This is a genomic window from Psychrosphaera saromensis (genome assembly GCF_002954545.1).
GTDB lineage: Bacteria > Pseudomonadota > Gammaproteobacteria > Enterobacterales > Alteromonadaceae > Psychrosphaera > Psychrosphaera saromensis.
Map to the genome: position 1 here is coordinate 1,095,333 of NZ_MSCH01000003.1, position 13,489 is coordinate 1,108,821.

Annotated in this window: 10 protein-coding genes; 6 read left to right on the forward strand and 4 right to left on the reverse strand. The window is 37.4% G+C overall.

Translation table 11 applies throughout. The annotated features are described in order from the left end of the window. The first annotated feature begins 32 nt into the window (after positions 1-32). A complete protein-coding gene (locus tag BTO11_RS05145; protein WP_181135847.1) occupies positions 33-884 on the forward strand; it encodes a class I SAM-dependent methyltransferase in 852 nt (283 codons plus the stop codon). Between the two features lie 357 nt (positions 885-1,241). Continuing rightward, entirely contained in the window at positions 1,242-3,587 is a 2,346-nt protein-coding gene (locus BTO11_RS05150; RefSeq protein WP_146105463.1) for a response regulator, read from the forward strand. Between the two features lie 134 nt (positions 3,588-3,721). On the opposite strand, the gene BTO11_RS05155 is transcribed toward BTO11_RS05150, so the two are convergent. Next, positions 3,722-4,846 carry a pyridoxal-phosphate-dependent aminotransferase family protein gene (locus tag BTO11_RS05155; RefSeq protein ID WP_105051589.1) on the reverse strand — a complete coding sequence of 375 codons (1,125 nt, stop codon included), beginning with the start codon at positions 4,844-4,846 and terminating at the stop codon, positions 3,722-3,724. Between the two features lie 246 nt (positions 4,847-5,092). On the opposite strand from BTO11_RS05155, the gene BTO11_RS05160 reads away from it, so the two are divergent. Both BTO11_RS05160 and BTO11_RS05165 read left to right on the forward strand, forming a co-directional pair. After that, a complete protein-coding gene (locus BTO11_RS05160; protein ID WP_105051590.1) occupies positions 5,093-5,380 on the forward strand; it encodes a transcriptional regulator in 288 nt (95 codons plus the stop codon). Beyond that, positions 5,377-6,702, forward strand: coding sequence for a type II toxin-antitoxin system HipA family toxin (locus BTO11_RS05165; protein ID WP_105051591.1), 1,326 nt, complete (start codon positions 5,377-5,379; stop codon positions 6,700-6,702). Before BTO11_RS05160 ends, BTO11_RS05165 begins: the two co-directional genes overlap by 4 nt. Before the next feature lie 26 nt (positions 6,703-6,728). Here the strand turns inward: BTO11_RS05165 and BTO11_RS05170 are convergent, their stop codons facing one another. From BTO11_RS05170 to BTO11_RS05175, 3 genes are all read right to left on the reverse strand, one after another. After that, positions 6,729-7,805 carry a phosphotransferase gene (locus tag BTO11_RS05170; RefSeq protein ID WP_105051592.1) on the reverse strand — a complete coding sequence of 359 codons (1,077 nt, stop codon included), beginning with the start codon at positions 7,803-7,805 and terminating at the stop codon, positions 6,729-6,731. Between the two features lie 129 nt (positions 7,806-7,934). Then, positions 7,935-8,072 (reverse strand): hypothetical protein, encoded by a 138-nt coding sequence (locus tag BTO11_RS16445; protein WP_181135848.1) that lies wholly within the window; start codon positions 8,070-8,072, stop codon positions 7,935-7,937. 146 nt (positions 8,073-8,218) lie between these two features. Beyond that, complete coding sequence (locus BTO11_RS05175) at positions 8,219-8,581, reverse strand: hypothetical protein (RefSeq protein WP_105051593.1); 363 nt, start codon at positions 8,579-8,581, stop codon at positions 8,219-8,221. Positions 8,582-8,999: 418 nt separating this feature from the next. Between BTO11_RS05175 and BTO11_RS05180 the strand changes: the two genes are divergently transcribed. Beyond that, positions 9,000-12,224, forward strand: coding sequence for a serine/threonine-protein kinase (locus BTO11_RS05180; RefSeq protein WP_105051594.1), 3,225 nt, complete (start codon positions 9,000-9,002; stop codon positions 12,222-12,224). An 87-nt stretch (positions 12,225-12,311) separates the two neighbouring features. After that, a complete protein-coding gene (locus BTO11_RS05185) occupies positions 12,312-13,307 on the forward strand; it encodes an FHA domain-containing protein (protein ID WP_105051595.1) in 996 nt (331 codons plus the stop codon). Positions 13,308-13,489 lie beyond the last annotated feature (182 nt).

The window sequence follows — 13,489 nt, forward strand, 5'->3', positions numbered from 1 at the left end:
TAAAAAGCTCAAATATCAAAAAGGGATCAAACATGAATGTTGTTAGCAAGATTAAAAAAAATATAAAAGTGGCTTCAATTTCTAGTGCCGTTTTATTGGGGACCGTAACTTTATTATCAGCGTGTAGTGCTGGTAATGACGCAGCTTCAGCTATCGATACTGTGTTAGCCGATAAAGCTCGTGGCGAAAGTGCAGTACGTGATCAATATCGTCACCCAAAACAAACACTAGAGTTTTTTGGTTTAACACCAGAAACGTCAGTGGTTGAGATTTGGCCTGGCGGCGGTTGGTACACAAAAGTCATTAACCCTGCGGTAAAAGAAAAGGGTAAATACATTGCAGCTCATTTTCCTACCTTTGAAGGTGGTTCTGCATTTTATGAACGTAGCTTTAACAGCTTTAAAGAAAAAGTAGCGACAGACCCTTTATATCAAGGTGCTGAGATTTCGCAATTTCACCCAACTAAATTATTAGACTTTGCACCTGAAAACAGTGTCGATATGGTACTGACGTTCCGTAACGTTCATAACTGGTATATCGGCGGTGAAGACGCGGCTGTAGAAAGTGCATTTGCTGGCTTTTATAAAGCTCTTAAAAAAGGTGGCGTGTTAGGTGTGGTTGAACACCGTATGCCAGAAAGTTTGGATCAAGTAGAGAACAAACGCTCAGGTTATATGAAGCAATCTTATGTTATTGCTGCAGCTGAAAAAGCCGGTTTTAAATTGGTGGCTACAAGTGAAATCAATGCAAATGCAAAAGACACAGCTCAACATCCAAAAGGTGTTTGGACATTACCACCAAGCCTACGTTTGGGTGATGAAGATAAAGCTAAATATGTAGCTATCGGTGAAAGTGACCGTATGACGTTGAAATTCGTAAAGTAAGAAACGTAAAGTAAAAAGCTTGAAATAAGCTCATGTCATATTTTCTCTTAGGTTAGTTGATAAACCTAAGGTTAATAGATAATTAAAAACGGTAAGCCACAGAGATGTCGCTTACCGTTTTTTATTGCCATAAAATCGTCAATCCTAGGCGCAGCATCACTTTAATAAATAATATAGTGTTTACTTGTTTGAGAATGAGCCACTAAATGTTAATTTGTCGGTCTGCTTTATATATGCATTTTTATACAAGCATTTTTATATTGGATATGAAAAACTGTCGACGTATTTATCCATCAAAGCGTACTAACTTTGTAGCCAGTTTTATCAGTAAGCGGTTATTAGCTGCAAGTTAATATCGTGAGCTACGTAGTAACAATCAATAAAGGCGTGAACCGTATGAGTTTAGAGTTGAATAACAAATTAAGGAAGCAAATTAAGCTTCGTTATAGTCTGGCACTTTCGCTCATCGCTATATTGATCTCCACGTCATTTTTTATCATATCGTCTGTATTAAAAAGTCAAAGCGATGATGCTGCAATTATTAATATTGCGGGTATGCAGAGAATGTTATCGCAAAAAATAAGCTTACACGCCAATCAAATTATTGGGGCCGCTCGCCTAAGCGACTCAAGTGTGTCGTCGACCTCACAAATTAAAAAGTTACAAGCCGCCGTTAACAAGTTTGAAGCTAATCAACAAACATTAGAGGAATTGCTCGCAGGGCAGAACCCAAGTGGCTTAATTCCGGTTAAGGTTGATGACATTTTATATTCAGCACCAATTTTACTTAAATCCAGAATTATCAATTATATATCTGCCGCGCAAAATCTAATTATCCAAGCCGAAAGTAACGCAACTCAGCCGTTATCGTGGAATTATAATGACGATAAGACGGATTTATTATTGGAAGACTTAAATAATGTCGTGCTGGAATTAGAACTAGGAGCGGAGTTACGAGTAGATAATATGTCGAATATTGAGACTATGCTCTTTATCGCGACGTTATTTATTTTACTACTGGAATTGTTCTTTATATTCAAACCGCTTGAACGCCAAATTATGCGTAATGTTGAAGACTTAGAACACGCCAAAGATGCTGCAGAACAGGCTAATATTGCCAAGTCTGAGTTTTTAGCCAACATGAGCCACGAACTAAGAACACCTTTAAATGGCATTATGGGCATGCAGGAGTTGGCAAGAAGTGAAACCGACTCTGTTAAGCGCGATAGCTTTTTGCTGCAAGCCGTTACATCGTCAAAACATTTGTTGAAACTGATCAATGAAGTGTTAGATCTTGCTAAAATTGAAGCTAAAAAAATGTACTTGGAACAAGACGACTTTTCACCAAACCAAGTATTAGAACAATGCTTAGCCCCTTTTATCGTGCTTTGTCAGCGTAAGTCCATCCAGTTAAATATTGTGAATCCAAAAGAGTTTCCTGCTTACCTAAAAGGCGACTCAACTCGCTTAACACAAGTCATCAATAATCTATTGTCCAACGCCCTTAAATTCACCGAGCAAGGTGAGATTGATGTCAATATTCAACTAGAAGAAACGGCGGACGGCAAAGTAAAACTGCTTTTTTCTATTACCGACTCAGGTATTGGCATTGCTCCAAATCAGTTGGATAATATTTTTAATAAATTTACCCAAGCAGACAGTTCCACTACGCGAAAATTTGGAGGAACCGGTTTAGGCCTTAACATCACTCGCGATTTAGTTGAAATGATGCAAGGTGAAATTAACGTAGAAAGCGAAGTTGGCAAAGGCTCACACTTCCATTTTTTTGTCGTACTAGAAAAGTCTGACACAAAATCAGACGTTATAGCAGAACAGGAAGTTAATACACAGGGAGTTAATATTCAGGCTATTGATCCACAGAATAACGACAGCTTAATTGTGGTTGTCGACGATCTAGAAAATAGCCGAATTTATTTACAATCTTTGGTTAATAAAATGGGTCTGCGCTGCCTTACATTTGACTCAGCCGCAGCATTTCAAAAAGAGCAAGCCAATATAGGGCCAGTTGCTGTATTAGTTGTGGATTATCAAATGCCGAATGTCGACGGCATAATGTTAATTGAGCAACATAAAGCCCAAGATACCAACTGCAAATATATGGTTGTTACCGCAGCACCAGAAGCTATTTCATTGTCAGATAGACAAACGCTTGGCCAGGTGCCAATTTTAGAAAAACCAATTACGCCTGAAATATTCAACAAGAAGCTTAATTTATTATTGTGCGAAAACAAACATAGCAAAAACAACCAGTTTACTAATGTTGCAGAATTAAAAATATTATTGGCAGAAGACAATACAATAAATGCACAAATTGCTATTAACATGTTGGAGCGAATTGGTCACAAGGTTGAGTGGGTTGTTAATGGCTCTGAAGCCGTTGAGAAAGTATGCTCTCAGCAAGAGGGCGGTAAACAACAGAGCAGTCAATTCGACTTAGTGTTAATGGACGTTAACATGCCAGAAATGGACGGCTTAGAAGCCACACGGATCATAAGAGAACGTTTTAAAGGTAGTTTGCCTATCGTAGCGTTAACGGCAAATGCGTACGCTTCAGATATTAACGAGTCGTTAAATGCCGGTATGGATGCTCATATTACCAAGCCGATTAAAATGGACGAACTGTTAAAACTGGTGTCACAAATTCAGCATGGCGATAAGTTGGACTCAAGGGCCGCAGATTAAAGTGCGGTTTTTAAATCAAGTGGCTGGCTGTTAAACAAGAAAAGTAAAAGGGACTGACTCAAGCCAGTCCTTTTTTACCATTTATGCTTTTATGAAAAAAGCGCTTTGACTACAGATTTTATTGCCGTTTTTATTTATTTTAACGCTTGTTTTAAAGCGGCTAAACACAACAACACGTTTTCATTTTTTGCGCTGTATCCCATCAAACCAATGCGCCATGCTTTACCAGCAAAGGCACCAAGGCCTGCGCCAATTTCCAAGTTAAACTCATTTAATAAATAGCTTCTAACGTTAACGTCATCAATGCCTTCAGGAATATACACTGCGTTTAATTGTGGCAAACGCTCTGACTCAGGAACAATAAACTTAATGCCCAATTCAGCTAACCCCGTTGCCAGTGCTTTATGTTGGTCGGCGTGACGTTTCCATGCGTTTTCTAATCCTTCGTTATAAAGGTTTAATAAAGACTCATGCAAGGCATATAAAGAATTAACCGGCGCTGTGTGATGATAGCTACGTTTACCACCGGCATTGTCAGCCCAGTAATCCATTACCAAGGTTTGGTCTAAAAACCAGCTTTGCACTTTAGTGGTTCTAGCCTTAATTTTTTCAACCGCAGCAGGACTAAAACTAACAGGTGAAAGTCCAGGCACACAAGATAAGCATTTTTGGCTACCAGAATAAATCGCATCAATTTGCCAATCATCAACGCGTAATTCAACACCGCCTAGAGACGTTACTGCATCAACAATAGTTAAACAATCGTGTTGTTTGGCAATAGCACATAAGGTTTTAGCATCAGACAGAGCGCCCGTTGAGGTCTCTGCATGCACAAAAGCAACAAACTTAGCTTCAGGATGTGCTTTTAAACAAGCGTCAAGTTGAGCAGGGTCAACAGCGCGTCCCCATTCACCATCAACTACAACTGCAGTCGCGCCTAAACGCTCAACATTTTCTTTCATTCGGTTACCAAAAACACCGTTTATACAAACGATTACGGTCTCGCCAGGTTCAACCAAATTAACAAAACAGGTTTCCATACCAGCAGAACCAGGCGCAGAGACCGCCATAGTAATATCGTTCTTAGTTTGAAAAGCATATTGTAATAACGTCTTTAACTCATCCATCATGCCAATAAATAGAGGATCCAAATGGCCTATGGTTGGTTTAGATAAAGCCGCTAATACTTGTGGTGAAATATCTGAAGGTCCAGGGCCCATTAAGGTGCGACGTGGCGGATTGAAAGAAGTAATAGTCATAGAAATCTCTTTTTATTAGAACGTTTTTAATTAAACGTGATGGCTTGCAGCATAACAAGAAAAAACAATACGGAGAATAACAACTTGTTATGTTTACTATCACGTCAGACTATAAAGGTAGGTAAAGTAAAACGGCTGTGCTGGTAATAAATATAAATCACCCCTTTATTTTAATGGATATACAGGTATCCATTAATGTGTTTTTAATGCTAAAATAGATACCATTATGTCTTTATTGGTTTAACTATGAATAGATTGTCTTTATTTTCAGCGGCGGATCTGCAAACGTCTATGAAAGAATGGTTGATAAGCCAAAGAAAAAATCAGAAGTTATCCAGAGACCGACTAGCAGAAATAAGTACAGTTCCGTCATCAACCATCAAAAAGTTTGAAACAACAGGTCAAATCTCGTTTAGGCAATTTTTATTGTTATGGCAAAGTGTTGATGATTTACAACGATTACAATCATTAACAGAAATATCATCTATTAAAACCGATAAACCAATGTCAATTGAAGAGGTACTTAAAGGATGAATTATCTACAGGTAAAAAAATTAGACGTTAAACGTAAATTGTCAGATGGAACCTCCGTTTTTGTTGGTGAGTTAGCGCAGAATAAACAAGGCGTATATTTTCAATATGACGATAATTATTTAGCAAAATTTAATAACCTTTCCCCATTTAATCTTAACGCTGACACATCACTTCAAATAGCTCCTGCTACACCTCATAACGGTTTGCATGGCGCGTTTTCTGATTCCCTACCGGATGGCTGGGGATTGTTGCTAATGGATCGGATATTTAGACAAGCAGATATTTTACCATCACAAATAACCGCAATGGATAGACTCTCGTTTGTCGGCAACGGCGCAATGGGGGCATTATCTTTTTCACCGACTAGCGAATTAAAACAACAAAGTGACATTAGCCAAATTTCAATTGCAGAGTTAGGCATGCAAGCCCAAGCTATTTTTGATGGGCAAACCTCAGATGTGTTACAAGCATTGGTTAATGCTGGAAGCTCTGGTGGCGCAAGACCTAAAGCCCAATTGTACTTAAACGATAACGACAATAATTATTGCAGTACAAGCTCAAGTCAAAACAACCAAGCGTATTTAGTTAAATTTACCTCTTCACAGCTTTCATTGGGGCATGAAGAAGGAATATGTGAAGCTGCGTATTTAAGTTTGGCAAAGACCGCTGGCATTGACGTTCCAGAATGGAAGTTATTGGATGCGCCAGAAAAGTCAGGCGCTGAAAAATGGTTAGCGGTAAAACGCTTCGACACCATTAAAAATAAAAGCTCGGGAAAAAATACCGCGGAAAACAATGTTGCAACCGAAGGGCGACTGCATTTACACAGTGCATGCGGGTTGTTGGATGCAGATTTTAGAATGCCAAGTTTAGATTACGAAGACTTAATAAAAGCCAGCAGTTTATTATGTAAGAGTCCTGCGGCAGGACAAGCGATGTTTCGTCGTATGATATTTAACTTGTTTGGGTTAAATCAAGATGATCACAGTAAGAACTGGGCGTTTTTACAAGATGATATTGGCAAATGGCAGTTAGCTCCATTTTACGACATTACCTACAGCCCAACACCATTTAATGAACATTCAACGGCGTTCTCAGGATTTGGCAAAACACCGAGTTTACAGGTTATGAAAAAACTAGCAGCGCACGCTAATTTTTCTAATTGGAAAGAAGCCCAGCAGGTTATTCAAGAAGTTGTAGATGCTATAAATAACTTTGCTAATGTTGCAAAAACCCTAAATGTAAAAACAGATACTATTAAATTAATAAGCAAACAATTGGATAATGTTTATAACGAAAATAAAATATTATTAACGGTTTAATAACCCCTAGATTCGCATAACAATACCTATAAACTCGACAATGCCTTTTCAGCCATCTGTTTTATATAAGCATTTACTTTCCAACTTTTTGGGTTCCAGCCTAATAAAAACCGATAAAAATCCGCCCATGCTACAGGATATAACTCTTGGTACTCTTTGCTTAATTCTACAAAATCTATACTGGAATGCTCATCATGGGGAGTATGAGTTACAGCATCAGCTAATGCTTGTTTTAATGCGTTTAAATAAAATGGCAGGATAAGCTCTCCAAACTCTTCAAGACCAGACTGGTCAAGCGCACTACCCGCTAAATAGGCTAAATCAACAACTCCAACACCACGGCCTACATATTGAAAATCCACTGCTGCAACTGAGTTGCCATCAGAATGAAAACATAAGTTTTCAAACTTAGCGTCGCCATGTATTAAGGTTTGGTACTTAGCCTCTTTTAAACGTTTATCCAGCCGTGTTGCCTGTTGTTTTAAATTTGATTCTGGCATCGCAAGCAATTCATCTTGGCGTGTATTTAAGTGCCAATAACCACCTTGTGACCACAAATTATCAGCCTTAGTAAACATGAATTTACTATGAAAGTTGGCCAGCCAAGTTATGGCTGTTTTAAGTTTTTGCCAATCGTTCTTATCTGCGCTTATGTTAAAACCACTGGCATGTAAGTCTTCCATCACCAGTAAGTAACCATCTTCTAATTCTATGATTTCATATAAGGTCGGGACTTTGCAGTTTTGTGCAGCATTTTGTTGATTGTGGCTTTGGCTACAACCGTGGTTACAGTTTTGATTAAACGCTTTATTACAGAAGCTGGCATATTCACGATAAAAGTGAGTTTCTACCTGGTAAGATTTGATTTTTCGCTGGTGGCTTTTGTCACCACTCCAACCTCTAGGGTGTTCAGTAAGCGGCGCTGAAGTTTGAATATGTTTAACAATATAACTCTGTTTTTTGTTTTTACTATAACAACGCACAATACTGCCATAACCGCTCCAAAGCTCCTGTAATTGCTCAACAAATTCAAGAGACTGATCTTGTAATGTGTCTTGTAATACTTGTTGTAATTGAGGCAACAAATCAAAAGACGTCGGCATGGTGATGATCTTCTTTATATTCAGGTTTAAGTGGCGGGCTTTAAATGCGGCAAATGGTATTTAGTTAAGAATGGATAAAGTTAAAGGGCGTTTAAAACCCTTCAACTTTACTTTTAACCAAAAAGATTGCTAATCACGAACAATGATTTCGCCGTTTTTACCTGCAATACTGCCACCGCTAACGGCTTTTATTTCTTGCGCGTTAAGCTCACGTACTTTACTGTCTTGAGATTTAGTATTTTTTTTTGCTTTGTTTTTAATATTCATAATGTATTCCTTTTTTATGCTTGAGTTATAAAATAATTTACATTTATGTGTCGGTTGCGAATTAACACTTCAGTTATACTGAAATATATTAAATAAGCCACGGCTAACACAGCTTTTATCTAAACCAATAACCATTCGTAAATAGTTTACTCTTGAACAATAATCGTACCAGTTTTACCAGTAATATCTCTTACATCAAAATGTGGAGCAAGCTCTTCATAAGTTGCATCAGCTACAGATTTATCACCGCTATATTTTACAATATCTAATGTGAAAGTATCGGTGCCCGATTGACTCGCTGTTTTTACAACTGTTTGGCTATTAGGTACCCATTCCCACTCTGAGTCATTCCACTTAAAAAAGACAAATGTGTTCGGTGTACTAATAGCGCTAGCTAAAGTCTCATCCACAATAAAATGAAGTTCAGCCCCTGGTTCTACATCTGTTCCTAGAGTAATAAACACTACTTCTTTTGGCGTGCCCTTTACTGTCATTAATACATCTCTCATCATGCTTCCTTTGTTTTGTTTAATTAAATTAAAGTTAAATCGGACTTTTACTTTAATCAGGATTGATTGTTTAAGCAAATATATTACATAACATACTGAATTATAATATCTTTAGATTGAGTTTTTAGTTAATGCACTAACTAATAGAAAACGGGATAAAGCCCTCGAGTAAATTCGTATTATTGTAACAACCAGTAGTGCTGTGGAGTGTTAAACGTTATACTTTTTCTTTTCTTTTCTTTTCTTTTCTTTTCTTTTCAAAGTCAAAGGACAAGGACAAGGACAAGGACAAGGACAAACACAAAGACAAATAGACAGCAGACTAACGTTTATCTTATGACGGTAATTAATAAATTATCAGTTTGATAGTTTGTTCGTATTTTTAACACATAGCCGCTTTATTTATATAGGAGTTATTATGGCCACAGATGACAGTCATTTAGAAGATACACTTCCTATTGATGAAGGGGGTGGTGTTAGTACTAGCGCTAGTTCAGGTACAGCATTTGCAGAACACAACCTTAATGGCTTTCCCATTAAGGTTAATAGTCGATTTACTTACGTAAAACGTCTTGGTCGAGGTGGTAGTGCTTTGGTTTACCAAGCATTTGATAATGTGCTTGAACGCCATGTAGCTCTAAAGTTTTTATTAAATCCCCAACAGAAAAACCAAGCAAGATTAGTAGCTGAAGCTCGCTCACAAGCTAATGTAGAACACTCTAATATTTGCCCTATTTATGAAGTTATTGAAACAGGCAATAGTGTCTACCTAGTTATGCAATTTATTGAGGGGGAAAGCTTACAAGCTTTGTCGCCAACATTAAGCCTGGAACAAATATTACTGCTATTAAAAAAGACAGCCCTTGGACTGCATACCGCCCACATGCAGGGCATGATCCATCGTGACTTTAAACCCGCCAATGTAATGGTCAATCTTGCATCTGGTGATATGGATGCCAAAATTGTTGATTTTGGCTTGGCAGCTCAAGATATCAGTCAAGATAATAAAACATCTAAACTTGCAGGTACAACCGGGTTTATCTCACCGGAACAATATAAAGATGATTTTACAAAAATAGATCGCAGCAGTGACATTTATTCACTTGGCGCCAGTCTTTTATACTGTTTAACTGGCAAGCTCCTAGTCATTGGTAAAAGTAATACGGTTGAAAACACTGCAGAAAGCTCTACATCAGACAGCTATACCTTAAAAAGCGATACCTTAAAAAGTCAAACCTCAAATAGCAAAGCCCCAGCCAGTAAAGAGCTATCTATTAACCAGCCGCCTATTAACGAGTTATTAGCCAATACCTCGTTGCCTAAAGACGTACAAATTATTATTGCCAAAAGCATGGCGGCGGAACCTCAAAACCGTTATCAATCAGCATTGGAAATGGCGGATGACATTAGTCGTTATTTAGCAGGTGAACCAATTAAAGCCAGATCCAGCAAAAGTTATTGGTTAGGCCGAAAGTTAATAAAGCATAAATGGTTAGCGGGGGCAGCGTTTATCGCTATTGTTGGTACCTCTGGTATGTACATTAACCAGCTTCATCAGCAGAAAAACCAAGAGCAGCAACAAAGAGTGAGGGAGCAAGGCTTGTTGCAAATTAATAATAAGATTAATGATCTGGAATATCAGGCGCAACTTACTTATATGTTACCAAGGCATAACATTGAAGCCCAACAGCAAAAATGGTTAGCAGATGCTAAGCAACTAGAGCAGGAGTTGCCCGATATTAATCCAATACTGTTAGGTGCAACACATTACGGTATAGGACGTATTTACCAAGTTTTAGGGGATACGTTAAAGGCGACTGAACACTTAGAGCAAGCACATCAATTAGAAAAAATTGACGACACCGCTTTTTATTTGGCTCTTGCCTACAGTGAATTGTACCAACAGAAACTTACTGTACTTCGAAATATCGCTAGTAAAAATGTTAGAGAATCTAGAATTGCGCAACTAGATGAAAAATACAAAACACCTGTAATAGCACTATTAAACGAACATATAGAATCAGCCCCTTATCGTTCTTATGCCAATGCTTTGTTGACCTACTATCAAGGTGATTGGGATAGCGCTATGGATATTTTAAATAAAGGTGAAGATTTACCTGTTTGGTATTATGCGGATGACGTTTTAAAAGGCGATATATTATTAGCGCAAGCAAATGCATTAAATAATGCTGGGAGCATTATTTATTTAATAGAGCCTTTAATAAAGCAAGCATCAAGCTACTACCAAAATGCTAACATAATAGCACGTAGTGAACCATCACTTGTACTTAAACAAATATCAGCAATAAACTTAGAGTTTGCCATGTTTAACCAAGCTGGTAAGGCAGCTGAAAGTCATTTGATAGATAAAGCTCAACAATTAAGAAGTGAAGTGTTAGAGATCACTAAAGTAGATGGTGACGTTTATCATACCTTTGGATTACTTTATTTTAACTACGCATTCAATCTACATTATAACAATGGTAAGCCTGAAAAATGGTTGGAGTTGGCTGAATCAGAGTTTACCAATGCCAATAACTACACCACTAAAATGGGTGATATCTGGTTGTCATTTGCGCGTTTATATTCAAATAAAATTAAATTACAAACAGAACTTAATATAGATAATAGCGACACCATAAAAAAAGCAATTAATGCGTTAAATAAAGTGTCAGACACAGCAAAAGATTATTATTATTTTAATCAGTTAGGCACATTAAATCGCTATAGAGCATTAGACGTTAGGGATGAAGGTGGTGATGATAAAACCTTATTTGAAGCTTCAATTTTTAACTACCTTGAAGCAAATGCACGATTTCCTGAGCGTATTGGCAGTTTGATAAATGCGGCATCAGTAATTATCGATATGTCAGAAAGTGACGGCCTTAATGATAGGTATCTTGCGTTAAAAAAAGCAGAGTCAATATTGATTAAGGTTTTAAAAAAAGAAACTGATCATTTTGTTGCTAATTATTATCTTGCAGTTACACAATTTAATTTATTGCATTTATCACTTTATCAAGGATTAGCAGTACAAGGATTGGATATAGGTGACGCTTTTAACAAAGCGTCTGAGCAAATGGCGCGGACTAAATTAATCAATAGTACTTTGCCTTATGTTTTAGACTTGGAACAAAGGCTGAAACAATTAGAATATGAATTAGTGTTCCAAAAAACAAAACAATGGAATAATGACTTTGATAAGCTTATTGCAGCAAGAACGAAGCTAGCAAAAACGTTTGCACAAAATACTATAGTGACCAGTAACTTTGTGGGAGTACTTTGCGGCATAACGGGTATTCGTGTTCAATTAGGTTTACCTGCTGAAGCTTATATTGATAAGCTAGAACAAGCACTTAACGAGTATCCTGAATTTGAAAATGTGGAAGCGTATCGGGCGTTAAGCAAATTATTCCGCAATTGGAATACACCAAGCGTAGGTAAGCTTAATCTAATAAATGACTTTAAGCTAAGAGAAAAACGTACCCCACCACATGATTGGGCGTTAGCTATGGTGTTAATAGCAACAGCGAGTACGAAACAGGATATAGAGGAAGCAACCGAATTATTAAATAGCAATAAAGGTATGCTTCCAGCCTATCGAAAACTGATTTTGGAATGGGCCAACAAAAAAGTATTTTAATAAAGTTAAACAAAAGACTGTATTAATAATATAATCAAGAATAAGATAATACTTGTTTAAATAACGACCAACTAAAAGGGGTACCCAATGGCATATATTAAAAGTTTTGACAAAGGCATTATTCATTTAAAACAAAGCCATTTATTTGGTCGTTTACAAAATGTTGTAGATACCTACTTGCAAGACAGCGCCGTGTCTCGTTTACATTTTTTATTAGAATATACCGCGCCAAACTGGTACTTAGTCGATTACAGCAGTAATGGAACTTGGGTAAACGGCGTGCGTATTACTAAAGGTGTACAAACATTAGTTAAACAAGATGACGTTGTTGTTATTGGTGGCAAGTTTGGTACTGAGTTTCAATTTGTAGATGCTGGTGAACCGGTAGATATACTTTGCAGACGCAACAGCCCTGACAGCCCAATTATTGAAACCTTACAATTGCAATCGACAAACCATTTACCAAATCAACAACACTGTGAGGTGAGTATAACCAGAGATAATGACAACTGGGTGTTAGAACATGAACACCAACAACGCAGCTTACATGACGGCGACTGGCTCACCATAGAAAAGCAAAAGTGGCAGCTGGTACTAACGGATGCACCAAATTCCACAATGAAAGTTCAAGACAACGAACTTCAGTTATCTGAAATACAGTTACAATTACATACCAGCCTAGATGAAGAAACGACCAGTGCTAAAATGGTCAGTCACATGGGTGAAGTTAATTTACAAACACGTAGTCATCATTATTTACTCTTGTTACTTGCAAGACAAAGAATTGCAGATGCCAATAATCATATTGACGCTACAGAGTGTGGTTGGGTTTATATGGATCACTTAACAGAAATGCTAGGTATACCAGAAACCTTAATTAATATTCAGATTTACCGAGCTAGAAAACAATTAGAAACCGCGTTAAATGGTGACATTGACGGCAAAGAACTAATAGAACGACGCTCAGGGAAAATTCGTATTGGGTTAACACACTTTGCCATCTACAAAGGTGCTAATTTGGAAGCTCAGAACGCGGAAGACACAAGCCTAAAAAGCAAAAGCTTAGACACTGAAGCTGCCTAAGCTATTAGATAATTAATATATTAAATAACTAAGCATTAAATTTAAAGGTTCAGTTTTATAAGTTATTTATAAAGCAGAACCTTTAAAGCTTTCAATTTCAAACCGCATATCTCAAGCCTGCATATAAAGCTCTTCATAGTAAAGCCCCAAATGTGAATCAAACACCTTCACAACGTATCTGT

What these genes read in the sequence shown, in the direction of transcription:
- BTO11_RS05155 (WP_105051589.1), bottom strand. Translation starts at nt 4,846, where the DNA reads ATGACTATTACTTCTTTCAATCCGCCACGTCGCACCTTAATGGGCCCT.
- BTO11_RS05165 (WP_105051591.1), top strand. Translation starts at nt 5,377, where the DNA reads ATGAATTATCTACAGGTAAAAAAATTAGACGTTAAACGTAAATTGTCA.
- BTO11_RS05185 (WP_105051595.1), top strand. Translation starts at nt 12,312, where the DNA reads ATGGCATATATTAAAAGTTTTGACAAAGGCATTATTCATTTAAAACAA.
- BTO11_RS05160 (WP_105051590.1), top strand. Translation starts at nt 5,093, where the DNA reads ATGAATAGATTGTCTTTATTTTCAGCGGCGGATCTGCAAACGTCTATG.
- BTO11_RS05145 (WP_181135847.1), top strand. Translation starts at nt 33, where the DNA reads ATGAATGTTGTTAGCAAGATTAAAAAAAATATAAAAGTGGCTTCAATT.
- BTO11_RS05180 (WP_105051594.1), top strand. Translation starts at nt 9,000, where the DNA reads ATGGCCACAGATGACAGTCATTTAGAAGATACACTTCCTATTGATGAA.
- BTO11_RS05170 (WP_105051592.1), bottom strand. Translation starts at nt 7,805, where the DNA reads ATGCCGACGTCTTTTGATTTGTTGCCTCAATTACAACAAGTATTACAA.
- BTO11_RS16445 (WP_181135848.1), bottom strand. Translation starts at nt 8,072, where the DNA reads ATGAATATTAAAAACAAAGCAAAAAAAAATACTAAATCTCAAGACAGT.
- BTO11_RS05175 (WP_105051593.1), bottom strand. Translation starts at nt 8,581, where the DNA reads ATGAGAGATGTATTAATGACAGTAAAGGGCACGCCAAAAGAAGTAGTG.